The sequence below is a fragment of the Acinetobacter sp. BSP-28 genome, assembly GCF_044130285.1.
Taxonomy (GTDB): domain Bacteria; phylum Pseudomonadota; class Gammaproteobacteria; order Pseudomonadales; family Moraxellaceae; genus Acinetobacter.
Genome location: NZ_JBIQOB010000022.1, coordinates 1 through 25497, shown reverse-complemented (window position 1 = coordinate 25497; position 25497 = coordinate 1). Strand labels below are relative to the sequence as shown.

The following is a 25497-nucleotide window of genomic DNA, read 5'->3' as shown; positions in this document are numbered from 1 at the left end:
TTATTACAGCAGCTTCATGAGTTTATGAGTAAGATCAGGTCAAGCAAGCAGTTTCTGAAAAAGAAGAAATTGGTAAACAACTTGCAAGTCAATTAAGCTAGGGGTATGGCGAAGATAAGAACACTGCAGCCCAGTTAGCTGCCCATGCAATATTAGGTGCAACACTGGCTTATATCAAAGCATCAGGAGGAAGCTCTGCAGTTGCCAGTGAAGCGACAGCGACTTACTTTACCAATCAGTATAAAGACAAATTTGCCAAATCCAGTCTTGCATCTCAAACTCGAACAAGAATCTTTTTAAGATGAGCCAAATCTATCCTATTTTCGGCTCACAATATGAGCTGAATATAATATCTAATTAGTTCATCTATTTAATATTTAGGGCAGGTAATAAGAGTGGGAGATTTTTAAAAGAAATGTAGCTCCTTAAGTTTATTTGTTATTTATTCTACCTATCTTTTTAAGAGCATAAAATTACTTAAAAATTTTTTGCGCCTAACAAGCATGAAAAAAATATAAAAATCCCCTATCATTAATGGTTAATTTATTGGTTACTAAAAGAAATTTAATTTAAATAATTTTATTAAAAATCAATAATATAAAATATTATGTGATGCGTATCATACGCATCACATAAAAACTGCTTAAATTTGCTATAATTAAAATCTGCAGTGTCATTAGTGGTTGAGTTTAAATTTATGAGTCTTACGGAAGCGAAGGTACGCCAGGCCAAGCCCAAGGAGAAAGTTTATTTTCTTACAGATGACGATGGCTTAAGTTTGAAGGTGGAATCGAACGGACGTAAATCTTGGAGTTATCGTTATTCAGTAGCAGGGAGCAATAAGCGTCCGCGAGTGAAGTTGGGCGAATATCCTTTCATGTCATTAAAACAGGCAAGAACCGCCCGGGATGAATATAAATTTAATGGTTATAAAAATGAAACAGTACATAAAAAAAATATAAAAACATTTCAAGATATTTGCGAAGAATGGTTGGAGTTTAAAATAAAAAACTCTTTTAAAGATGAACCCCGTTGTGGTGTTATTCAGTTGGCAAAAAAATGTTTAAATCATGAGATTTATCCTGATTTAGGAGATATGCCATTTAATGAAGTGAAACGATATGATTTAGTGACTATCGTTAAAAATATAGAAGCACGTCATGTCAAGGAGCCTGTTAAAAAAGCCTACAGTTATTTAAACCAAATTTATGATTATGCTGTGGCAATGGGTTACTGTGAATATAATATTGCTCACGGATTAAATAAAATATTAATAAAAAATAAAATCAAAAAAAATTATCCTTATTTAAAATCAGAAGATTTACCTAATTTTATAACCAGATTGAGTCAAGTGAATACGGACCCTATCATAAAAAAAGCCTTATTATTTAAACTTTATACTGGAGTTCGTGGGGCTGAACTTCTACTTTGTGAACCACATCATTTTGATTTAGATAATAAAATTTGGAAAATACCGGCTTTGCATATCAAACAGTTCCGACGGAAAGTCATTTTAGGCCATGATATTCCTGATTTCCTTGTCCCTTTGTCAGACCAAGCAATGACTCTGATAAAATCGGCCTTAGCCTGGTCTCATGGTGAAAAATATGTATTTTCTAGTCCCCGTTGTCCAAATAGACCTCTGCATTTTAATACATTAAATATAACCATTCGAAAAATGGGCTATGATAAAGATGAACTATCTGCACATGGTTTACGTTCTACTTTTAGTACCATATTAAATGAATCTGGATTATTTCAATCAAATTGGATTGAAGCGCAACTATCACATACGGATAAAAATAAAACACGGGCAAGCTATAATCATGCTGAATATCTTGTACAACGTATTGAAATGATGCAGTGGTGGGGGAATTATATAGCCAGTCTGATTAAGGATCAGGCTGTACAAGATTAATCTATTAGAAGACTAACCTGGGTGGTCTGCCTTATAAACTAGAAATTTTTATTAGTGATAATAAAAATACTTTAAATGTTTTCTAGCACATAAAAGTCACATTAATGTGTGAAATATCAAATAAATTCACAGTTTATTCACACTCCAAAGCCTAAGCTCACTTCCCAACATATGACGAATTTTTAAATTTCGGCTTATGGCAACTTTATATCATTATTGCTTGGTGCGAACGACAGTCCAAACGAATGATTTAAATATGCAGTTCAATTCTGGCTGCTTTAAGTAAAAAACCGCCAAACAGACTTTATATAAATCTATTAAACCTTGATAAAACGAGTATCTATATGATTTTACAGCAATACAAGATTGTTTTTGGCGGGAGTATGGGGGCTGGAAAATCAGCCGCCATTAAAGCGCTCTCTGACATTCCCGTCATAGAAACCGAAGCCATGAATACTGACATAAATAGGCATAGCAAATATTCCACCACGGTAGGAATCGATTATGGTGAAATCGTGCTTGAGGATGACACCAAAATAGGACTGTATGGTACTCCTGGTCAAGATCGCTTTGATTTTATGTGGTCGATTGTCTGTAAAGGTGCCATTGGTATCGGTATTTTAATTGATCATTTACGTGCAGAGCGTTTGCAAGATTTGCAAACCTATATCAATGCTTTTCAAAGCTATGGGGAAAATATTGTGGTTGGTATTACCCATCTCGATCAACAAGCGGATCAGATGCTCAAAATTTATCGGGATTGGATGAGTTTACACCACTACAATTATCCCATATTTGCAGTCGATGCCAGACAAAAAGATGATGTGCTACTCATGGTTGAGGTCTTAATTGCTGCTATTGAAACTCGCAATATGGCAATGCTTTAAAGGATGAAATTAAAGTGAATATCAATCCTATTTCCCGCCAAATTCCTCAATCATTGATTGAAACCGGCCGTATACAAATTCATGAACTGTTAAATAATGTGAGTGGGCTTGATTTTGTCATGCTGTGTTCCTCTGACGGTTTTCAATTGGCTTTGGCCAGTAAAAAGAAGCTAGAGAATACTGGAAAAATTGCGGCTGTCAGTAGCTCAATTTTAGCGATGGTGTCGGCCTTCATTTCAGAAATCAACTTGATCGGCTGTAAGACACTTTCACTCGATGCAGAGAATGGCCATGTCGTGTTAATGGGTGTAGAACATATCCACTATCCAATGCTGATTGTCGCAGTAGGTTCATCTGATGTTCTGATGGGTCAAATGCGATATGAAGTCAAGAAAGCCTCAGAATTTTTAGCCAAAATAGATGGATAAATTATACCTCCATGAAAAATATGTGATTGATTAATTTTCATGTAATTAACTGTATTTAAATGAATTTAAATTATCTATTGTAGTAACACCTGGCTTAATACGGTTAGAAAATGAAAACATTTTTAAATATTGCTGTGTTCGGGGTGAGTCTGAATGTGCTTGACCAGCTTAAAAGCCAAATATTGTTATCTGTTCCCGGTGACGTACAGGTACGCTGGGTCAATATTGCTGAAAAAAATATTGACCTGCTGATGGTGAATGATGCTTTTTTTGCATCATCCAGCATTCAAAAAATTCTCTCGCAGATTCATATACAGTACCTACGGCTGATCAAAGTTCCTGAACAACAGGGCATGATTGTCGATGACACCTTATCTTATCCTGTAACCCAGTTAGATCATTTACGTGAGTGGTTACAAGAAAAATTCTTTGATTATGAGCCGGATGATCATCTTCATCTGCCTTATACAACTGTAGAACAATCTGTTGCTATCTCGAGTGTATTTGATCAGTGCTTATTAGCTCGAAATGGTTTTATCCAGTTATTCGATTATCAGGGGTTCTTGGCCCTAGTTGATACCATGACCGAGCGTGTCTGGGTCAATCCTGATCATCCAGTGACTGTTTTTGACAAAAGTCTGAATCAAACCTATGCCACGAATCAGTTTGTTCAAGAGATGATTAAGAATATACACGCTCAGGATTTAAGGAGCTGGTTGTGGCAGAAAGCCTATTGTTCTAAGGACATAGAGCTTCGAGAGATTCAGACGAATCAATATTTTAAATTGCAGATCTGGCCAAAATTCGATCCGGGCTATGAACGTCGTAATCTATTAAAAATTGCGACTTGTTTTGCCCAGGGTGCTCAGATTCAAACGGCAATCAATCAATTAAATATTCCAAAACAGCAAATCATCCGCTTTGTTGCACTCACATATATGCTCAAAATGGGTTCATGGATTGACTCTCATGAAGCGAAATTCATGAGAAGCGATGTATCAACTGATCAAGGTCAGATGATCAAAGTGCGCAGTTTTTTTATGAAACTGCGTAAAAAATTAGGTCTTTAAATCAATATTTTTTCCGGGGAAACCCTTAATTTAAGGTAGAAATTAAAATGGCTCGTATCGTTTTAGACAGTTTAACTGCGATGGATGGCTTTATTGCAGCAGCATTAGTAGATAGTGAAAGTGGTTTAGCTTTAGCGGTTCAAGGAACCGGCATAGATTTAGAACTTGCAGCAGCAGGCAATACCGAAGTCGTACGTGCAAAACGTAAAATAGCCAAAGCACTTCAATTAAATGATGATATTGAAGATATTTTAATTACTTTGGGCAAGCAATATCACCTGATTCGCCCTCTTGAAAGCAATGAAAACTTATTTCTTTATCTTGTTTTAGATCGTTCTAAATCAAATTTAGCTATGGCTCGTTTTGAACTAAAAGCATTTGAAAAAGAATTGGACTTTTCTTAATACTGGATTCGAATCAAATTTATCTAAGCATCTCTGCTTGAGATGCTTATTACACTATAACGGCTTTCATTTAATTTAAAAAAGACTTTGTTTAGAATGCATTAAATAAAAAATAACAATGTTCAACTATCGCTATGCAAATTATCATACCTAGTTTTTATAGCTCACCAAGTCGTAAGTAAAATCACTTTTTTACAAACTTTTATTCGACTGATTTGTTATGCTGTCAGATGATTTATAGTCATAGTAAGAAATCTGAAAACATGGATAGTAATAATAAAAAACCTAAACATTCAATTAGATGGTGTAAACAGCCAGAAGCACATGATTATCCTGCTGCAAGTTCTTATTTATGTTTATTGTTGCATCCATCCCTGGTTGAAAAACTGGTGAGCCAGCTACAAGTCGAAACCGTCACTCAGTTTAAAGCCAAAGATATTTTTCGTGCAGCCCAGCTCCCACTACTCGATGAGCACAATTTTCATGTGGCACGTGATTTGAGCAAAATTGAACAGAACAAAGCACTTTCACCTTTGTTATTGGTACGTGATTTAGGAAGGCGTCATTTAATTATCACGGATGGTTATCACCGATTATGTGCGGTCTATCTGCATGATGAAGATGCCCTCATTCCTTGCCAGATGATTTCCTTGACTGTACAGGATATGGCAAGTGTATGAGTACTGCTAAAAAATTCCCGATTTTTGATCTGATTGCGGGTTTATCTATTGCAGGTTTGCTGCTGCCTGAAGCAGTCGCTTATTCCAATATGGTCGGGTTGCCACCGCAAAGTGGTCTGGTGGCATTGGTACTGGGTTTAGTGTTTTATGGTCTGATCGGAAATAGCCGTTTTGCGATTGTCTCTTCGACCTCGTCTTCTGCTGCAGTTATGAGTTCAGGTCTGGCAACCCTAGTCATGTTTTCTTCGCCAGAACGGGCAGGTCTGGCCTATGCACTGGTATTTCTGTCGGGCATTTTACTGGTGATCGCAGGGTTGTTTAAGCTTGGAGATGTGACTCATTTTATTGCAAAACCTGTACTGAAAGGTTTCTCCTTTGGTCTGGCACTCAGCATTGTAGTAAAACAGCTTCCTTCAGTATTACAGGTGCATCCAGAACATAGTGATTTTTTCCATCAGTTGTGGGAAATGTTACAGGCTTATTCGAGCTGGAACTGGTATGCGTTGATCATGGGGCTCTGTACCTTTTTCATTTTGCAATTCACCCAGCGCTATAAAACTATTCCAGTGGCTCTGTTACTGATTATTTTAGGGATTAGTTTCAATGTGATGGGATATACCCAAGCATGGGGGATCCGTTCCGTTGGGCATTTTGAGTTTGTTCTACCAAGTGTTCACTTGCCCCAGTTGAGTATGAATAGCTGGTTGCAACTGGTAGAACTTTCACTGGCCGTTGCACTGATTATCTATGCCGAATCTTATACTTCAATTCGTAGCTCGGCCCTAAAATACCATGATGCAATCCAGCCAAACCGAGACCTGATTGCATTGGGCGTGAGCAATATTTGCTCAGGACTGTTTAAGGGAATGGCGGTTGGTGCAGGCTATTCGGCGACGTCAGCCAATGAGTCTGCAGGAGCAAGAAGCAAAAAATCAGCATGGGCGGCGGCGCTGGCCGTGGTGATTTTTTTGCTGTTTTTTCGCCAGTATATTGCCAATATTCCTGAACCAGTTTTGGCGAGTATTGTGATGTATGCGGTAAGTGGGCATATTCGTTTTGCACCATTTAAACAGTATTTTATCTGGCATAAAGATCGCTTGCTGTCGATTGTTGCAATTTGGGCAGTGATTATTTTTGGTGTGCTCAATGGTTTACTGATTGCAGTAATCGTGAGCGTTTTAATGTTATTGAAAAGCTATGCTGTCCCTCGAATTGCGTGGCTTGGACGTCTCAATGGTGGGCATGATTATGTTGATATCAACCGTTTTCCTGAAGCTGTAGCACCTTATGCTATTTTAATTGCACGGCCTGATCATCCATTGTTTTTTGCCAATGCAGAAAAAATCTGTCATGCGATTGTGCAAAAAGTTTCTGGGCAAAATTATCAACATGTGATTTTGAATCTTGAAGAATGTCCAAGCCTGGATAGCACCAGTATTGAAGAGTTGTTATTGTTGGCTGAGCATTTGCAAGAGCACGGGATTGACCTAAAGTTGGCACGCGTACGCCGTTCAGTCGCACAAACTTTATTGTATGTAAATAGTCCATTATTTCCTCGCTCTAGTTATGATGCACAAAGTGTCGATGATGCCGTAAGCCAGTTAGAAAGTCCTACTTCGGCTGCAAATTGATCGCATGGAGTACGCCATGCGTGCGATATAATTCTGGAAAAATCTACCGAAAACATACCTATTCTTGGTCATCCAGCTAAAATCCGTGAAATGCGAATCTTGCTGGGTAGAGAACAAGAAATGCTGATGGTTATGAGCTGATTGAACGCGCAGAACATTTTCATGTCAGCACACATGCGGTATTTAATGTATGTACTTGTTTAAACTTGATCTGACAGTGACCTTTTTATTGGGTCTGTCAGGTCATATCTGGCAATTAATCAAGAGCAATTGCACAAAATTATTTACAGGTTCATTAAAGATTTTGCACTCATTATTTTATTTTAAAATGATGTTTCTCTGGAATAAGTTTTATTTTTATTTTTTTATAAAGTCGCCCTTGAGCATTTTCTGCTGATTTGGTTACTTTATCTGCAAATTTCTGATCAGACATAAGAATGGCATAAGTTTTATAGCCTATTTCAAGAGCTTCTACTTTATTGCCCTCTTCTTCGAACTGTTCAATTAATTTGTTGATCTTTTTAGCGCTGATATCATTCATGTTTGACTCATTCTATCTTGATTTTTAATTTAGGATTATATTGTTACCGTTATGTTTAAATAAAATGAAAGTTTTTCAAGTAATTGTTTTTTATAAAATTACTTGCAAGATTCGTTAAAAGATATTATTCATTAATTGTTGTTGGGCAATGTAGACTGCTTGTCCATTACTAGGCTGACATTGTATCCAGGTTCCATCTGCTTGTAATTCCCATGCACGCCGATTATCTTTGAGATAATTATTTAACCCATCTTCAAGAATTTGTTTGCGAATTTTTTTATTCTCAATAGGGAAACAGGTTTCGATGCGAGAAAATAAATTACGTCCCATCCAATCTGCACTGGCACAATACAGTTTGCTTTCACCATTATTATAAAAGTAATAAACTCTCGTATGTTCCAAATAACGTCCGACAATTGAACGTACACGAATATTGTCAGAGAGCCCTGCAACTTGTGGTCGTAAGCAACAAATTGAACGAACAATTAAATCGATCTGCACACCCGCTTGTGATGCTTTATAAAGTTCATGAATCAGTTGAGGTTCAGTTAATGCATTTACCTTGATAATAATCTGCGCTTTTTTTCCTGCTTTACTGTTTTTAATTTCCTGCTGTATGAGTTCAAGCAATTGTGAATGAAGCGTAAATGGCGCGTGAAAAAGTTTTTCCAGTTTTATGGTTTTTCCCATACCTGTTAATTCTTGAAAGATTTTATGTACATCTTCACAAATATTAGCATCACTTGTGAGTAACCCATAATCAGTATAGATTTTGGCATTCATCGCATGATAGTTGCCTGTCCCTAAATGGACATAACGTTTAATTTTTTCTGTTTCACGGCGGACAATCAGGATCATTTTGGCGTGGGTTTTATAGCCGACGATACCATATACAACAACTGCTCCAGCTTCTTGTAACACATTAGCAACTTCGATATTTGACTCTTCATCAAAGCGTGCACGCAATTCAATCACGGCGGTGACTTCCTTGCCATTCCGTGCTGCTTCAGCAAGGACTTGTACGATTTCAGAATCTACACCGCTGCGATAAAGTGTTTGCTTTATGGCTAACACATGTGGATCACGTGCTGCCTCTTTCAGCAACTTAATGACCGGAGCAAAAGAGTGAAAAGGGTGGTGTAATAAAACATCTTCGGTTTTTAATACCTCAAAGATAGATTTTTTGCCATACAACACTTTCGGTAATTTTTGTACATAGGCTGGGAAACGTAACTCTGGTAAATTAAAGTTCGATATAAAGCGGGCTAGGTTAACAGGGCCATCAACCAGATAGAGTTGGTCTTGATCAAGATCAAATTGTTCAAGTAAATAATCAGTAATCATTTCTGGACAGTCTTTATTCACTTCAAGTCTGACAGCACGACCAAAACGTCGAGATGAAAGTTCCCCTTTTAAAGCGATTGCTAAATCTTCCACATCCTCTGATACGGTGAGGTCGGCATTTCGCGTTACCCGGAATTGATAACAACCCGTAGTGGTCACCCCTGGAAATAATTCATGAATATGTTGCTGAATGATAGCGGAAAGTAAAATGTAGTGCTCAGCCTCACCAGAAACATGCGTGGGTAATTTAACTAATCTTGGCAATGATCTAGGCGCAGGAACAATCGCTAAATCAATTTTTCGTCCAAAGGCATCGTTTCCTTCCAAAGTGACAATAAAGTTTAAGCTTTTATTGGCTAAACGAGGAAAAGGGTGTGCTGGGTCTAAACTGATGGGGGTTACAACAGGTTGAACTTCATTATGAAAATAATCTTTAATCCATGCTTTATGTTTTTGAAGGATATCGCCATGCTGAATAAAATTAACCCCATTGCCTTGTAGTTGTGGCAGGATATTATAATTCAGAATTTTATATTGTTCCTTGACTGCCTCATGCGCAAGCTTAGAAATAGTCGTCAGTATTTCTGAGATTAATAAATTATCTGGACTGGTCGTATTATTGCTTGACAGCTCAAATTGCTGTATCAAACTAGCTACACGTATTTCAAAAAATTCATCTAGATTTCGCGAAAAAATAATTAAAAAATTTAGTCGCTCAAGTAAAGGGTATTCAGTATCTTTAGCCTGTGCCAATACTCGTTTATGAAATTCAAGTAAGGAAAGATCTCTATTAATATAAGTTTTTAATGTATGTATGGAAGAATTTAAAGGCACATTCAAAGCAGTCATTTATGGCTCTTATATAGTTAGATAACAGGTTCAATTCAATTGAATAACATTCCTAAACCCCTTAGATGAGACAAACTGATTTTCAGTACATTAAATAAGAAAATTACTGTATTAATAAAAGGTTAGAATGGAATTCTATTCAATTTAATATTCTGGGGATATTAAGTTACAGATTTATTAAATTTTATTTATTTATCATTTAAGTGTATGTTATTTATACATTTTAGTGATTTTCTGAACAATTTATTTAGTTTTTCTTTTTGCAGTTATTCAAACCTATCGTTATTTATATTTGCTTACAAAAAAATCAATTCCTTGCAATCGAGCTTTAACCTAGAAAAAGTTAATTTAAGTCTAGATTCCAAGGAATCTTTGTGGATCCACTCAACCATTTTTTCGATTTGATAAAGGTAAAGATATGTCCGAAAGAAAAGTCGCATTTGTGACAGGGGCACTAGGTGGTATTGGTAGTGAGATTTGTCGTCAGCTGGTGAAGGCAAATTATAAAGTTATTGCAACGGTTGTCCCTCGTGAGGAAGACCGTGAAAAGCAGTGGCTAAAAAGTGAGGGGTTCCAACAGAAAGATGTCCGTTTTGTCTTAACGGATCTGACCAATCATGCTGCTGCGACGACCGCGATTCAGGACGCGATAAAGGCTGAAGGTCGTGTAGATGTGTTGGTGAATAATGCGGGCATCACGCGCGATGCAACATTTAAGAAAATGTCATTCGAACAGTGGTCGCAGGTACTCGATACCAATTTAAAGACGCTATTTACGGTGACCCATCCAGTCTTTAATCAAATGCTGGAGCAAAAGCAGGGACGCATTGTTAATATTAGTTCGGTCAATGGTCTGAAAGGACAGTTTGGTCAAGCCAATTATTCAGCCGCAAAAGCGGGCGTGATCGGTTTTACCAAGGCTTTGGCTCAGGAAGGTGCACGTTCCAATGTTTGCGTGAATGTCGTGGCACCGGGCTATACTGCGACACCGATGGTGACTGCCATGCGGGAAGAGGTCATCAAAAGTATTGAAGACCAGATTCCTTTGCAGCGTCTGGCTCAGCCTGAAGAAATTGCAGCGGCAGTCATGTATCTGGTCGGTGAGTATGGCACCTATATTACTGGTGAAACTTTATCGATCAATGGCGGTTTATACATGCAATAAGTCCTGTACTTACTGAGTCATTTTTTTCATTTATTTTTTAACAATAACTAAATTTTAAGCACTATAAATCAGTGGAGTAATACAACATGCTATACGGTGATATCTTTTCAAACATGAATGCTCAGTACAAAAACATCTTTGAACCTTATGCAAAATTTAACAGTCTGGTGGCGAAAAACTTTGCAGATCTAACCAATTTACAACTCAATGCTGCACGTCATTATGCCGATATTACATTGTCGCAAGTATTTGCCAACAGTGAAGTCAAAGACATGCAAACTATGATTAATTGTGGCATGAAGCAAGTAGAAACCATGACCAAACTCAGCCAGCAAATGATTGACGACGGCCAAAAACTGGCGAGTTTGGCAACCGAATTTAAAGCAGAGTTTGACAAGTTAGTTAGCGAATCGATGCCGAACAATAAATAACGGTTAACACCCTAATGAAGATTGAAGACTAGTGAGCGGGGAAGTGGAGATCACTTCCCCGTTTTCTATCCAATTCCTGACCGAAAGTGAGGAATGACCCAGTATGCGGAGTGGTGCAATGCAGCAGAATCTTTTTCAGTTTAATCAGAACGTCCAGCGTTTTTTCGATGTGCATGAAGAAATCTGGAAGAAAGTGCAAGAATTTTACTATGGCGATAATCCACTCAATGATGCATTGAGCAAAGTCAACAGTGAAGATATGACCCTGTTCTTTCAGGCATTAACCAAGAACCCGGCACGTTTGATTGAGATGCAGAGTAAATGGTGGATTGGTCAGATGCAGATCTACCAAAATATCATGCTGCGCAGTGTGAACAAGGATATCCAACCACTAGTGAAACCTGAACCGGGCGATCGCCGTTTCAAAGATTCACTTTGGCAAGAACCGAATTACGATCTCTTGACCCAGTCCTATCTGCATTTTAGTCAATTGGTGCAAGAAATGCTCGACGAGGTTGAAGGTATCCCGGATAAAGTCCGCCAGCGTATCCACTTTTTCACCCGCCAAATGGTGAATGCCTTTTCTCCCGGCAATTTTTTGTGGACTAATCCGGAAGTAGTCCATCAGACGGTACAGGAAAACGGGCAAAACCTGGTGCGTGGCATGGAAATTTTCCATGACGATATCATGAACAGTAGTAAATATCTTTCCGTACGCATGGTCAATAATGACTCGTTCCATTTGGGAAAAGATCTGGCCTATACTCCTGGTGCGGTGGTCTTTGAAACTCCGGTTTTTCAATTGTTACAATACGAAGCGACCACTGAAACTGTATATCAGACACCTATTTTGCTTATCCCGCCATTTATTAATAAATATTATATTCTGGATTTGCGTGAGCAGAACTCTTTTGTGAACTGGTTACGTCAGCAAGGGCACACGGTATTTTTAATGTCCTGGCGTAATCCAGGGGCTGAGCAAAAGGACATGCGCTTTGAGGACCTGATTACGTCCGGTACGGTCGAGGCGATGCGTGTCATTGAGAAAATGACCGGAGAAAAAGAGGTCAATGCCATTGGTTATTGTATCGGCGGAGCGGTGCTTGCTGCGACGCAGGCGTACTATGTGGCGAAACGCCTGAAGAATCCCGTCAAGAGTGCGACCTATCTGGCAACAATGTTGGACTTTGACAATCCAGGCAGTTTGGGGGCTTTTATTAATGAGCCGGTCATTCAAGGGATTGAAACTTTGAATCAACAGGTGGGCTATTTTGATGGACGTATGTTGGCGGTGACCTTTAGCCTGTTACGTGAAAATACCCTGTACTGGAACTATTACATTGAAAATTACCTGAAGGGCCAGCATCCGTCCGACTTTGATATTTTGTACTGGAATAGTGATGGCACCAACATTGCCGCGCATGTGCACAATTTTCTAGTGCGCAACCTGTACCTGAATAACGAACTGATTCAGCCGAATAAGATCAAGGTCAATGGTGTGGGTTTAAACCTGTCGAAAGTGAAAACACCGAACTTTTTTATCTCGACACAGGAAGATCATATTGCACTATGGGATACGTGCTTTAAAGGATCTACCTATTTGGGTGGTGAAAGCACGCTGGTACTCGGCGAATCTGGACATGTGGCAGGAATTGTCAATCCGCCAAACCGCAACAAATATGGCTGTTATACCAATAATATCCCCTATGAAAACCCGAAACAGTGGCTGGCAGATGCCCAGTTCCATCCAGAATCCTGGTGGTTACGCTGGCAGGAATGGGTCGCACCTTATACCGGCGATCAGGTTCCGGCGCGTACATTAGGTAGTGCAACTTATCCTGTCAAGGAAGCAGCCCCAGGCAGTTATGTACAGGTCAGTCTGTTTTAGCATTTAGGCATTCTCACTGCAGGCCAATAGTATTGGGGCAAGAGTATCAAACAAGATGCAAGGTAAAAATAGGAAATAAAATGAAAGAAGTTGTGATTGTTGCTGCAAAACGTACTGCGATTGGAAGTTTTTTGGGGGGTCTGGCCAGTGTCAGTGCACCGCAGTTAGGAAAGGTGGTGATTGGTGCGGTATTAGATGCTGCCAGAGTAAAGCCAGAACAGGTAGATCAGGTCATTATGGGGAATGTGTTGACTGCAGGTGTGGGACAGAATCCAGCACGTCAGGCGGCAATTGCTGCGGGTATTCCAGTTTCAGTACCCGCTTCGACCTTGAATGTGGTGTGTGGTTCGGGACTGCGCGCTGTTCATTTGGCCGCACAGGCGATTGCCACTGGTGAAGCCGATATTGTCGTGGCAGGTGGTCAGGAGTCGATGTCACAAAGTGCCCATATTATCCAGATGCGTAACGGGCAGAAGATGGGTAATGCGCAATTGGTAGACAGCATGATCTATGATGGTCTGACCGATGTGTATAACCAGTATCACATGGGAATTACCGCTGAGAATATTGTGGAAAAACTGTCGATTAGCCGTGAAGAGCAGGATGCTTTGGCACTATCGTCTCAGCAACGTGCAGTCAAAGCACAGGCGGAAGGTAAATTTGACGCAGAAATAGTGCCGGTGCAAGTGCCACAACGTAAAGGTGATCCTTTAATTTTTGACCATGATGAATATATCAAAGCCGAGACGAATCAACAGAGTCTAGCCAAGCTGCGCCCAGCCTTTAAAAAGGATGGAACGGTGACTGCAGGTAATGCCTCGGGGATTAATGATGGCGCAGCTGCCGTATTGATGATGAGTGCCGATAAAGCAGTAGAGCTCGGTTTACAGCCACTAGCGAAAATTAAAGCGTATAGCATGTCTGGTATTGAGCCGGAAGTGATGGGTCTCGGTCCTGTAAATGCTGTGAGAAAGACGCTAGAAAAAGCAAGCTGGTCTTTGCAAGAGGTTGATCTGGTTGAAGCCAATGAAGCCTTTGCTGCACAAGCCTTAGGGGTGTCTAAAGAATTGGGCCTGAATATGGACAAAGTCAATGTCAACGGTGGAGCTATTGCCTTAGGCCATCCAATTGGAGCCTCAGGCTGTCGAATTCTGGTCACGCTGTTACATGAAATGCAACGCAGTGAAAAGAAAAAAGGACTGGCGACCTTATGTATTGGTGGTGGAATGGGCGTTGCATTAGCAATTGAGCGACCTTAAACATTATTTCTGATTGCGAGAAGCTTTGTTGCATAAAAATTTTCAAACCTACGTGTCCCGAACTGATTTTGAACCGGGTGCTGTATGTTGGTCACTTTTTGGCAACAGGAATCGCTGCTAAAAATTTATGATCATTTAGTAAGTCCCCACTTAAAAATACTACGTGGGGACTTACATCAAGCTAATTGTATGGATTATTCAGGAGGTGCTTTAACCGATACTTACTGAATTAAAACAGCATCTTATATTTTTTCTAGCAAAACTGTCATCAATCATTCATAACGATGTAATGTACAAAAATTAGTCTATTCGAAATTTTAACAAACATTAAAAAATATGAAGACTTTAAAACCACATACCTTATGTCTCAGCTTGGCTTTATTAGGCTGTTCGTTTCCAAGCTATGCACAACTCATGTTCAGTCAATATATTGATGGTTCCTCTAACCGTAAAGGATTAGAAATTTATAATCCTGATGGTAGTACAGTAAATTTAGCAGATTATGAAATTCAGCAATTTAGCAATGGATCAACCACTAAGTCAGCAGCTTTTCCATTACAAGGTACATTGGCAAGCAAAACAAAATACGTTATTGGTCGCTCAGAATTACAGACAGAAATTGGTTCTAAAGTTGATCAGGTTGCAGGACTTTCTTTTAATGGGGATGATGCACTTGTCCTGCTGTATAAAGGTACGCCAATAGATCGTTTTGGTCGAGTGGGGGAAGATCCAGGCACTGGTTGGGGAGTCAGTTTTAGTAGTTATCAAAATAGTTTGTCGCGTACTAAAACTTCAAATAATGTCACTTCAATAGATCCTACGGCAGCATTTGAGTTAGAGAGCGAATGGTCTAAATGGTCTGACCGAAATGCATTCAACAGTTACTTAGGTGCAGTCAATACTGAATCTGCCTTGACTGAAATCAGTTGCAGTACGTCCGATATTCCAATTGCAGACTTACAAACCGCTGCACTCAATCAGCAATATGTCGTCCGTGGTGTCATCACTGCTGATTATCGTTACCAAAATGGTTTTTCCGGGTTTTATATTCAACCCCCAGACAGTAAAGCTAAACTTGGCTTAAGCAACGCCATTTTTGTATATTTACCCGCAAGTAGTACAGTGACTGGTGGAAAAGTAGGTGAAGAGGTTATTTTTAAAGGTCGTCTCACTTCTTATCAGAACCAGCTACAGGTCGATCAACTCAGCAGTAATATTCAAACCTGTAATCAACAAGCTGAAAATCTGGTTAGCGCCACTCCTTTACAATTGCCCTTCTCAAGTTTGACGGATGCAGAAGGTCATAGCCCTAAACGATATCAAGGGATGCTGGTCAAAATACCGCAGACCTTAACAGTTAGTGAAAATTATAATTATGGGCGATATGGTGAGCTATCCTTAAGCTTGGGGCGCTTATATATTCCAACCAATTTATATCCAGCAAAATCACCTGAAGCCGTCAATTTGGCCAAACAAAATTTATTGTCAAAAATTATCCTGGATGATGGTTATAACAATCAAAATAGAACCCCATGGCTGCCGCAAAACTTTAGTGCATTAAACACCTTAAGAAGTGGTTATCAGTTGAAAAATGTTGAAGGAATTCTGGAATATCGTTTCAATACATGGCGTATTCAACCTATTTTAAATAAAACACAGCCGGAAATCATTAAAGACTCAAATTTAAGAACAACGGTACCCGCAAAAGAGTCCAAACAAATTCGTGCCGCTGCTTTTAATGTATTAAATTACGATAATGGGATAGCAAAAGGTTTTCCTACAGAACGCGGTGCAACCTCACAATCCGAGTTTAACAAGCAGCATCAAAAAATCGTGACTGCTTTAAAAACAATTGATGCTGATGTTTATGGATTAATGGAAATTGCCAACAATGGCTATGATGAGAAAAGTGCAGTCGCTTACCTCAGCAAAGCTTTAGGCACCGATTGGAAATATGTCATTCCACCAAAGGTGACCAAACTGGGTACAGATGCAATTGCTGTGGCTATTATTTATAATAGTAAGCGCGTTAAAACTGTGGGAGAGCCTGCAGTCTATGATGATCAGACTCAAAAGAACCGGGTAACGATGGCACAAAGCTTCCAGTCTTTATCTGGCGGGAAAATTTTTACCATTGTACCGAATCATTTAAAATCTAAAGGCAGTTGCCCTGACGATAAAACTTCGCTAGATGCCGATCAAGGTGATGGCCAGGGCTGTTGGAACGCGACACGTTTAACAGCAGTACAAAAATTGATGCAGTGGATTGCAACGAATCCGACCAAAGTGAATAACCCCAATTATTTACTGGTCGGTGACATGAATAGTTACGCTAAAGAAGACCCAATATTGGCATTTGAAAAAGCCAATTATAAGGTTTTGCTAAATGATGAAAAAATTGGTCAGGGTAAAGCAGCCTATAGTTATATTTTTGGCGTAGCCAGTGATGCTAATGGCAATGGCGGTTCAGGAAACTTAGACCATGCCATTGCCGATGCGAACTTATACCAAAGGGTGAAGCGTGCTTTTGCATGGCACATCAATGCGGATGAGCCGACAGCTTTGGATTATAATGAAGAATATAAAACACAAGAGCAAATCACAGCATTCTATAGCGATGATGCATTCCGTTCTTCCGATCATGATCCTGTGATTGTCGATATGGACCTCAATGAGAATGTAGCAAACACTCCGGATAGCAGTGAAATAAGTGGTGGCAGCATGGGAGTATGGTCAATTTTTGCATTAGCCGGGCTTGTTTTAGTTTCCACTCTACGCAGACGTAAATTGAGTTGATTGAATAAAGTATCAATTTAAAAAACTGAAGACATATAGCGGATGGTTGCATTGATGAGCACAGCAAGCATTATTAAATGGTATTTTGCATAATATATCTGGGCCACGATCTTTAGAATCTTAGTGTTACTTTAACCTATAAGGAGAAATATAAAATTTCTCCTTATTTTATTGTGGGAAAATAGCTAAATTCATGAATTTTAAACAATAGTCCTACATGATGGATGATTAAATTATAATCATAAGGGGATGGTTGTGGCCTTTAAAACCAGAAGTATTCAATATTCAAGTATCACATGCAGTTTATTCGTTTCCACTATATTTTTAGCTGGGTGTAATAATGATAGTAAAGACAGTACGAATATAACGCCTGTTATTCAGTCTCAACCGATTGAAGTCAATTTATTGCATATTAACGATAGCCATTCACATTTGGATGAAGAAAGTACCAAATTACTGCTTGAAACCTCTCCAGATAATCGCGAGCAAATCCAGGTTTCAAATGGTGGTTTTGCACGAGTTGCAGCACTGATGAATAGCTTGTCCAGCACGCAGAAAAACCCGATAAAAATTCATTCAGGTGATGCCATTACTGGTGATCTGTACTTTACTTTAAAAGAAGGTGAAGCAGAAGCGGATCTCATGAATACGGTATGTTTCGATACTTTAACGCTAGGTAATCATGAATTTGATAATACGGATGAAGGCTTAAAAAAATTTATTGGTTTCTTGAAAAATAAAGGTAGCTGTAAAAATAAAACACAAGTTTTGAGTGCAAATGTCGAGTTTGGAAAAACCTCAGCACTCTACCAAACTGATCTTGTGAAACCTTATACCATTATGGACAAAGAAGGGCAAAAAATCGGATTAATCGGTCTAACCATTGCAGATAAAACCAAGAATGCCTCTCGTCCTAATGCAGATACCATTTTTAAAGATGAAGTAACCACTGCGCAAAACTATATTGATCAGCTCAAGCAGCAAGGCGTTAATAAGATTATTGTACAGTCTCATTTAGGCTATGGAATGGATAAGGTACTGGCTGCACAATTATCTGGTGTTGACATTATTGTGGGTGGTGATTCACATACCTTGCTGGCTGATGCAAAGCTGAAAAACTATGGAATAAGTCCAGAAGGCGACTACCCATCGACCCTAAAAAATAAAGAGGGTGATCCGGTTTGTGTTGTGCAGGCATGGCAATATGCCTATGTGGTTGGCCAATTAAAAGTAAATTTTGATGCCAACGGAAAAGTTGAAGCTTGTACTGGTAAAGCTAATATATTGATTGGAGATGATTTTAAGCGCACAGCTAAAGATGCTCCAGCCTTGAATTCTACTGAATTAGATGCGATTAAAAAAGACATTGAAAGCAGTAATAGCTTGCGTATTGTTCAGCCTGATGTTGCAGCTTTAGGTATTCTGGGGCCTTATAAAGTCGCTAAAAATTTATTAGGCAAGGAAATTGTTGCGAATGCCCAGGAAAATCTATGCTTGCGTCGTGTACCAGGAACGACAAAAGATACATCACGTTCTACTTTAGGGGATATCTGTAACAAATCAGATTTTACCAATCAGCATGGCGGTGATGTGCAGCAACTCGTGGCTGAAGCATTTTTACAACAAGGTAAAAAGTATTTTAATGCCGATATCTCGATCCAAAATGGCGGTGGTGTCAGGGTAGATCTACCTCAAGGTGATATTTCTGTAGAGAAAATTTATACCGTATTGCCATTTAAAAACACATTAGTGCAATTGAAGGCTACCGGGCTAGAAATTAAAAATGTACTTGAAGATGCGATGGATGCGGTCGTAAATAATAATACTGGCAGTTATCCCTATGCAGGGGGACTACAGTGGGATGTAGATTTATCAAAAACCAAAGGTCAACGTATATCCAACTTAAAAGTTCGCAATACACAGGGACTCTATGAAGCTTTAAATCCAGACCAAACCTATCAAGTGATTACCATTAATTTCCTGGCAGATGGTCAAGATTTTTATAGTAGTTTTAAAAATATCACCGGTGAACGTCGTGTAGAGGTGGGACTGGATTATGCTGAAGCCTTCTTGGATTATGCAAAAAATGAAAAAGTGCTTAAGCGCTTAGCCGTTGAACGCTACAGTACGCAGACTTACAAAGAATAAGCTGATTTGATTAATCCGGGTCAGCCGAATGATGACTGACTCGGAGCATGTAAATCATTATAGTCAAGTTCCGAATCTGGTCTTGGTCAATTTTTCCATTTTTTATCGTATGCGAGCATACTCCAAAATATTGTGCAGCTTTGTCTTTAAAATTTTTGAATGTCTTCAGTCTTCTACTGTAGCACTTCATTCCATTTAAAATCAGTACGGTTAGTAAAATGCACCTCCCGCTTTCATCGCTGGGAACCCTCTTTTCAGATTTTGATAAAATCCAACTCAATGAGGTTGCTTATAATTGCTTGTTGTATCATGGTGCTGATGATAGTGACTTGATTTATGCATTTCATGCTCATCAGATTTATCTTTAGGATTCTTTTGTGGCTGAAGATCCTCTTGATTTGTCTGTTCTTCAGCTCTTTTAGATTCCGATTCATCTTTGGGATGCTGTTGCTTCGTCATTTTATTTATCCTTTTCAAAAATTATAAAATTACCGATTGTTTAACCGACCCAATTAGAATGCGCGGACGCAAAAAAAAGAGATAGTTTTATATTGTATTGGCTTTGTTGCACCAAAGTTCTCGGGATATTTACTATTAAAAAATGGCGAAGCCGTATCTATCACCGCGACTATAGGCATCGTCACAGTCGGGCAGGATGAAACACTGGAAAACGTCATCGAAAGGGCAGATCAGGCCATGTACATGGGAAAACAGCAGGGACGTGACAGAACCGTATTCGCATGATCAGATGGAGTCTAGAACTCAGTTTCGAATAGTCGAGTCACCCCAAATGACTCCGTCCTTCATGATTTAGCACAATTTTCACTTTGCTCTCTACCCCAAAAGCATTCAAGAACTGCTCTCGGCATTAACGTTCAGCCAGCACCTTGGATAATCTTTTAGTATGGGCGATTAATCGGTCCAGCCAGCGTTTTGCAGCCAGCAGTTTTAAGCTTCTGGCTGCACTCAGCCGGTTCAAGGTGGCATATTGCATCACTTCTTCACGTAAAGCTGCCCGATGTTCATCGGTCCACTGTTTGAGATTGGCTACTTCCTGCTTGAAACTTTCAATCTTTTCAGAATCGTCTAAAAAGTCCAGACTGGTTACATAGTGATCAAGAATATTTAAAAAATCTAAAGCTACTTGATAAATATGCGGTTGGGTCCGAATAGCCAATGCATAGGGAACACCCTCCAAATCACTGCGCAGAACACGAATATAAACCATAATCCTTAATAAAGAGGTCAGGCGCTGTTTATCCTGTTGATATTCTGGAACCACGATTTTTTCTAAATAGGCCTCTAGATACTCAATCACTTCATCTAACTGTTGTAATTCTTTTGGGCTCACATTGATGCCCTCCTGAAATGCACGACGTAATATCTCAAACATCTGGATCAGGATTTGAAAAGTCACTTTTTCTGCAGCAATGATGGCCACACTTGGAATATCCAGATTGGATTCATCCAGAATTTCTAGGGCACCGGACTTTTTCTGAGGTAAAAACTTACAAATGAGGTGATTAAAGGGATGGATCAACGGCATAAAAATACATGCGCCGATTAAGCTAAATAAAGTATGAAATGCTGCCACAATGACGACTTCATCCCATTCAGCAATATATTGAATATGATGGTCGGCCCAGTTAAATAAGGGGATCAATAAAAAGAAAGCAAATATCGCACTGACTACATTAAAAACCACATGAACCGCTGCAGTCCGTTTGGCATTCACTGAGCCGCCAATCACAGCCAGAACCGCCGTGGCAACTGTCCCGATATTCTGTCCAATGACCAGTAACAAGGCTTGCTGCAGGTCAATCGCAGTACTGGCTAAAGCCGCTAAAGTCGCCGTAATGGCGGCACTGGAAGACTGTAGCAACACCGTCATGATCAGTCCGATCCAGACCAGAAACAGCTTTTGTCCAAATGAATCATAGTGAAAAATGGACAAATCGACTTGTTGAGCAAGACCTGACATCGCAAGCTGTAATTGCTCAATCCCAAAGAAAATCAGGCCAAAACCTGCAAGAACAAAACCAAATAAGGCCAAACGGCCATGCGTTAATAATTTGAGTAACGCACCTACAGCTATGAGAGGTAAGGCAAAAGTGGTGATAGAAAATTTCACCCCGAGTAAAGCCACCATCCAGCCGGTACTAGTCGTTCCGATATTGGCCCCTATAATCACCCCAATCGCCTGGGAAAAACTCAATACTCCGGCTCCGACAAAACCAATAGTAGCAAGCGTAGTGGCTGTAGATGATTGGACAATTAAGGTCAGACCAATACCAGAACACATTGATTTAAATGGTGTTCCTGTAAATTTGGTCAGCCATAGCCGTAAGGTTTCACCGGCCATGTCCTTAAGACTGTCGGTCATTAAAATCATACCAATCAAGAATAAACCAATACCGCCACAGAGCTGAGCAATAACTTCGAGCACAATTCCCCCAAGGTGTTTTTAGCATCAGCATACCGTCTGATCCAGGCGATGTCATTAACAACAACCCGAGGCATAGGCTTTGGTAGTAGGTATTTGGACCACAGGTTGAGCTCGAAAGCCCTACAGGACTGCAACAAAATACAATCCACGTAAAAAATCACAAAATCTTCATCTGCAGTTTTTTAAGATGAGTCCGGTCAGCTTGATGTGACCAAAACACACAGAGACATAAATTTAAATTTTATCGCTCAATTTTTATTTTAAAAATCAAAGCAATCAGGGGTATGTGGTGCATCGAGTAATTGAATATGTGGGAGCGGACCTGTCACGGATTATTGAAATGGCTTGGGAAGATCGAACCCCATTTGAAGCCATTCAACGTGAGTTTGGCTTGAATGAAGCTGCAGTGATTCGCTTGATGCGGAAAAATATGAAACTGTCGAGTTTTAAAATGTGGCGTGAACGGGTCACCGGCCGAAAAACCAAGCATCTGCAACTGCGTTCACCCGACGTGATACGGGCCTATTGTTCACGGCAATATAAGCGTTTCTAAACGTTTTATTTTGACCGCTGTCTGGACTCACGTTTACATCGTTCAGAACAGTATCGTACTTCCTCCCAGCAGCGTTGCCATTTTTTGCGCCAAGTAAAAGGACGCAAGCAGTGGATACAGATTTTTTCAGGAAGATGCTGTTTTTTCATCGTTTATAACTCATTAATCCGGCTAAGGAGCTGCTGGGCATGGCTGATGATCTGCTGACGATCTTTCAGTTTGTCCAGCTGCCGATAGATCATGCCCATACGTGGATGATTGCGGAATGTCGCCTCATGCCGGATCATGAAATACCAGTACAGGCTGTTAAACGGACAACTGTCCGCTTCGGTACGGGTTTTGACATTGTAGCTACAGTGCTTGCAGTAATCCGACATCTTATGGATGTAATTGCCCGAAGCGGCATAGGGCTTGCTGGCCATCAAGCCGCCATCGGCATGCATCACCATGCCCAGTGTATTCGGCAGTTCTACCCATGCATAGGCATCGGCATAGACGGCCAGATACCACTCACTGACCTGCTGCGGGTCTACACCAGTTAATAGGGCAAAATTTCCGGTCACCATCAGACGCTGGATATGATGCGCATAGGCATGCTGAAAGGTATTGCGGAAACACTCCGCCATACAGTTCATCCGGGTATGGCCGGTCCAGTAAAATTGGGGCAGTGGAGTTGAGTGTTGCAACGCATTGCGACTGGCATATTCCGGCATATACAGCCAGTAAATCCCACGGACATATTCACGCCAACCGAGAATCTGCCGGATAAAACCTTCGACTGCATTTAATGGTGCATGACCGGCATGGTAGGCCGCTTCTGCCGCATCACAGACTTCTTTAGGCAGTAGCAGGCCACAGTTCAAATAAGGCGAGAGCAAGCTGTGAAACAGCGTGTCTGCGCCCTGAACCATGGCATCCTGATAATCACCAAAATAAGGCAGACTATGGGCAATGAAATGCTCCAATGCAAGCAGGGCATTGCTGCGCGTGGTGGCCCAGCGGAAATGGGATAGACTGCCGGGGTGATGGGAAAATTCACGTTCAACCAGTTCCACTACATCCAGATCAATCTGATCATGCTCAAAGTGTAATAGCGCAGGCAAATCTGGGCTGCCTGACCAAGCCTTACGATTGGCACTGTCATAGTTCCATTGCTGTCCTACAGGCTGCTGGCCTTGCATCAAGTAGCTGGTGTGCTTGCGCATTTCCCGATAAAAATATTCCATGCGCAGTGTCTGGTAGCGGCTAGCCCAGTGCCGGAACTGCTCAGGGCTGCAGAAAAAACGCTCGTCATTCAGACACTGTACCGGCAATTGCAATTGCTGGCTCCAGTACTGTTCAATCTGCTGCTGCAAACGGTACTCCCCGCAGTGGGTCATCACCAGTTCTGTGACGGGGAATAGCTGTTGCTGCATCTGCACGAAATCCAGCAGGCTATGAATCGGGCTGCCGGATTGAAAAGCATGGTAACGTACACGCCAGCCGTCAGCTTTAAGTTCCTTGGCAAAATGACGCATGGCACTAAAAATTAGGGTAATCTTCTGCGGATGATGGGCGACATAAGTGGCTTCCTCAACAACTTCGGCCATTAGGATCACATCCTGGGTGCGGTCCAGTACTTTGAGCGTAGCAAGCTGATGATGAAGCTGGTCACCCAGAATTAAACCGAAACGCATACCGATCCCAGATCCGGTGGAAGATAGTGCAATGTAAACGCAGACACTTCAATTTTTTGTGAAAATGTAGATCTATCAGCATACGTGTTAAATGTTTCTGTATCAGATGCCCCTCTACAATTGGACAGAAATCATTAGCATTGGAATAAAAGTCTATTCATGCATAAAAATCTAAAGCCGTTTTATGACACTTGATTTCCATCATTCCTTAACTCATAGCCGATGTGAAAATTATGTGATTTTAATCAAAAGGATACAAATTATTATGATTGTAATTTAGGCACATTGTGCCTAGTATTTTCATTAAAGTTACTTCATGTAAGCTTCCTTAGGTTTGTCCCATACGTCCTCTGTATGGGATTTTTTTTAATTACGGGATCGGAATAAACATGCACTCAAAAGCATATATTTTTAGACAGCAGCAATTGCTAGTGGATGATCATTTTCAGTTGCCACAGGTTGAAAGACTGCAGCATGACCTGGACCTGTCGGAAAATGGCGAGGTGATTGCACGTGATCTAAAAGAAGATGAGACAGTGCCGGAAGGCTATCAGCTGGTTCCTATCAGACAACTGGTGCAAGTCTGGAGCAGGCCACAGTTTGAACAAGCCAGCCGTGCGGTGCAATTACTAGAATGGCGCCATAATCATCGCTTTTGCAGTAAGTGTGGTCATGCAACGCAGCAGCATGCCAGCCAGTATGCCATGGTTTGTCCATCCTGTGGCTATAATCAGTATCCACGCGTTAATCCTTGTGTAATTACCATCATTACCCGGGGCACGGATGAAATTCTGCTGGCAAAGAATGCCCGCAATAAAACCCAAATGTATAGCCTGATTGCTGGCTTTGTTGAAGTTGGAGAAACCTTGGAAGAGGCAGTACGCCGTGAAACGCTGGAAGAAGTGGGGCTGCAGATCAAGAATATTCAATATCTGGCTAGCCAGCCGTGGCCGTTTCCCAGCAACCTGATGATGGCCTTCAGGGCGGAATATCATGCAGGCGAGATTCAGATTCAGGAAGATGAACTCAGCGATGCGCAATTTTTTAAGTTTGATCAGTTCCCCGAGATTCCGTTCAAGGGCAGTATCGCCTATGCCATGATTCAGCATGTGATGCATGGAACGCCAGTTGCAGATGACAGCAAAGAATGGCTTTGAAATTTTGAACAAATTTAGTGGCGCATTCTCGCTCTTTTAAGGGCGAGTTAAGCCACTAGAAATTTAAAATTATTATATCAATCATAAAATATATAAAATGTTAATATATAAGACTTCTTTCATAAATCATTTTTTACTCAGCTCCAAGTTATAGATTCCAGCAATTAAATTGAATCTCAAACCGAGTCTTTTCCCTCTATTTCGATAACGTTCGGCAAGGATCTTG

At 40.3% G+C, this 25497-nt stretch carries 22 protein-coding genes and 2 pseudogenes; 17 read left to right on the top strand and 7 right to left on the bottom strand.

The features are described from left to right. Positions 1–101: 101 nt before the first annotated feature. The 8 genes and pseudogenes from ACE01R_RS14430 to ACE01R_RS14395 form a co-directional block, all read left to right on the top strand. Positions 102–248, top strand: a pseudogene (locus tag ACE01R_RS14430) (hypothetical protein); the annotation flags it as partial. 449 nt (positions 249–697) lie between these two features. Continuing rightward, positions 698–1918, top strand: coding sequence for a tyrosine-type recombinase/integrase (locus ACE01R_RS14425; protein WP_395552065.1), 1221 nt, complete (start codon positions 698–700; stop codon positions 1916–1918). A 344-nt stretch (positions 1919–2262) separates the two neighbouring features. Continuing rightward, positions 2263–2805 carry a GTP-binding protein gene (locus ACE01R_RS14420; protein ID WP_395552063.1) on the top strand — a complete coding sequence of 181 codons (543 nt, stop codon included), beginning with the start codon at positions 2263–2265 and terminating at the stop codon, positions 2803–2805. A 14-nt stretch (positions 2806–2819) separates the two neighbouring features. Beyond that, a complete protein-coding gene (locus ACE01R_RS14415) occupies positions 2820–3233 on the top strand; it encodes a roadblock/LC7 domain-containing protein (protein ID WP_395552061.1) in 414 nt (137 codons plus the stop codon). Between the two features lie 110 nt (positions 3234–3343). Continuing rightward, positions 3344–4303 (top strand): hypothetical protein, encoded by a 960-nt coding sequence (locus tag ACE01R_RS14410; protein WP_395552059.1) that lies wholly within the window; start codon positions 3344–3346, stop codon positions 4301–4303. Between the two features lie 47 nt (positions 4304–4350). After that, on the top strand, positions 4351–4707 hold the full coding sequence (locus tag ACE01R_RS14405; protein ID WP_395552058.1) for a roadblock/LC7 domain-containing protein: 357 nt from the start codon (positions 4351–4353) through the stop codon (positions 4705–4707). A 263-nt stretch (positions 4708–4970) separates the two neighbouring features. Continuing rightward, positions 4971–5387, top strand: coding sequence for a hypothetical protein (locus ACE01R_RS14400; protein ID WP_395552057.1), 417 nt, complete (start codon positions 4971–4973; stop codon positions 5385–5387). Beyond that, the gene (locus ACE01R_RS14395) at positions 5384–7018 is read left to right on the top strand and encodes a SulP family inorganic anion transporter (protein ID WP_395552056.1); all 1635 of its coding nucleotides are present in this window, start codon (positions 5384–5386) and stop codon (positions 7016–7018) included. Before ACE01R_RS14400 ends, ACE01R_RS14395 begins: the two co-directional genes overlap by 4 nt. Positions 7019–7331: 313 nt before the next feature. Here the strand turns inward: ACE01R_RS14395 and ACE01R_RS14390 are convergent, their stop codons facing one another. Beyond that, a complete protein-coding gene (locus ACE01R_RS14390) occupies positions 7332–7559 on the bottom strand; it encodes a hypothetical protein (RefSeq protein WP_395552054.1) in 228 nt (75 codons plus the stop codon). A 114-nt stretch (positions 7560–7673) separates the two neighbouring features. Continuing rightward, on the bottom strand, positions 7674–9752 hold the full coding sequence (ppk1, locus tag ACE01R_RS14385) for a polyphosphate kinase 1 (RefSeq protein WP_395552052.1): 2079 nt from the start codon (positions 9750–9752) through the stop codon (positions 7674–7676). 418 nt (positions 9753–10170) lie between these two features. Here ppk1 and ACE01R_RS14380 point away from each other — a divergent pair, with 418 nt between their 5' ends. The 6 genes from ACE01R_RS14380 to ACE01R_RS14355 all read left to right on the top strand — a co-directional run bounded on the left by ACE01R_RS14380 (position 10171) and on the right by ACE01R_RS14355 (position 19439). Further along, positions 10171–10917: a beta-ketoacyl-ACP reductase gene (locus ACE01R_RS14380; RefSeq protein WP_395552051.1), complete on the top strand. Its 747-nt coding sequence runs from the start codon at positions 10171–10173 to the stop codon at positions 10915–10917. Positions 10918–11003: 86 nt separating this feature from the next. Beyond that, complete coding sequence (locus ACE01R_RS14375) at positions 11004–11348, top strand: phasin family protein (RefSeq protein WP_171527755.1); 345 nt, start codon at positions 11004–11006, stop codon at positions 11346–11348. A 118-nt stretch (positions 11349–11466) separates the two neighbouring features. After that, positions 11467–13236 (top strand): class I poly(R)-hydroxyalkanoic acid synthase, encoded by a 1770-nt coding sequence (gene phaC, locus ACE01R_RS14370; protein ID WP_395552050.1) that lies wholly within the window; start codon positions 11467–11469, stop codon positions 13234–13236. Positions 13237–13316: 80 nt separating this feature from the next. Continuing rightward, positions 13317–14495 (top strand): acetyl-CoA C-acetyltransferase, encoded by a 1179-nt coding sequence (locus tag ACE01R_RS14365; protein WP_395552049.1) that lies wholly within the window; start codon positions 13317–13319, stop codon positions 14493–14495. A 336-nt stretch (positions 14496–14831) separates the two neighbouring features. After that, a complete protein-coding gene (locus tag ACE01R_RS14360) occupies positions 14832–17291 on the top strand; it encodes an ExeM/NucH family extracellular endonuclease (RefSeq protein ID WP_395552048.1) in 2460 nt (819 codons plus the stop codon). Between the two features lie 249 nt (positions 17292–17540). Beyond that, positions 17541–19439, top strand: coding sequence for a bifunctional metallophosphatase/5'-nucleotidase (locus tag ACE01R_RS14355; RefSeq protein ID WP_395552047.1), 1899 nt, complete (start codon positions 17541–17543; stop codon positions 19437–19439). Between the two features lie 276 nt (positions 19440–19715). On the opposite strand, the gene ACE01R_RS14350 is transcribed toward ACE01R_RS14355, so the two are convergent. After that, positions 19716–19898 (bottom strand): hypothetical protein, encoded by a 183-nt coding sequence (locus ACE01R_RS14350; RefSeq protein WP_086197565.1) that lies wholly within the window; start codon positions 19896–19898, stop codon positions 19716–19718. 81 nt (positions 19899–19979) lie between these two features. Between ACE01R_RS14350 and ACE01R_RS14345 the strand changes: the two genes are divergently transcribed. Next, positions 19980–20183: a diguanylate cyclase domain-containing protein gene (locus ACE01R_RS14345; protein ID WP_395552107.1), complete on the top strand. Its 204-nt coding sequence runs from the start codon at positions 19980–19982 to the stop codon at positions 20181–20183. A 124-nt stretch (positions 20184–20307) separates the two neighbouring features. On the opposite strand, the gene ACE01R_RS14340 is transcribed toward ACE01R_RS14345, so the two are convergent. Beyond that, on the bottom strand, positions 20308–21885 hold the full coding sequence (locus ACE01R_RS14340; RefSeq protein WP_395552046.1) for a Na/Pi cotransporter family protein: 1578 nt from the start codon (positions 21883–21885) through the stop codon (positions 20308–20310). A gap of 301 nt (positions 21886–22186) precedes the next feature. On the opposite strand from ACE01R_RS14340, the gene ACE01R_RS14335 reads away from it, so the two are divergent. Beyond that, the gene (locus ACE01R_RS14335; protein ID WP_395552106.1) at positions 22187–22438 is read left to right on the top strand and encodes a TIGR03643 family protein; all 252 of its coding nucleotides are present in this window, start codon (positions 22187–22189) and stop codon (positions 22436–22438) included. Between the two features lie 5 nt (positions 22439–22443). Here the strand turns inward: ACE01R_RS14335 and ACE01R_RS14330 are convergent, their stop codons facing one another. Together ACE01R_RS14330 and ACE01R_RS14325 are read right to left on the bottom strand one after the other, a co-directional pair. Then, a complete protein-coding gene (locus ACE01R_RS14330) occupies positions 22444–22587 on the bottom strand; it encodes a DUF2256 domain-containing protein (RefSeq protein ID WP_349929782.1) in 144 nt (47 codons plus the stop codon). 3 nt (positions 22588–22590) lie between these two features. Then, positions 22591–24114 carry a cryptochrome/photolyase family protein gene (locus ACE01R_RS14325; RefSeq protein ID WP_395552045.1) on the bottom strand — a complete coding sequence of 508 codons (1524 nt, stop codon included), beginning with the start codon at positions 24112–24114 and terminating at the stop codon, positions 22591–22593. A 389-nt stretch (positions 24115–24503) separates the two neighbouring features. Here ACE01R_RS14325 and nudC point away from each other — a divergent pair, with 389 nt between their 5' ends. Continuing rightward, positions 24504–25271, top strand: coding sequence for an NAD(+) diphosphatase (gene nudC / locus ACE01R_RS14320; protein WP_395552044.1), 768 nt, complete (start codon positions 24504–24506; stop codon positions 25269–25271). Between the two features lie 126 nt (positions 25272–25397). On the opposite strand, the pseudogene ACE01R_RS14315 reads toward nudC, so the two are convergent. Continuing rightward, positions 25398–25497, bottom strand: a pseudogene (locus tag ACE01R_RS14315) (IS5/IS1182 family transposase); the annotation flags it as partial.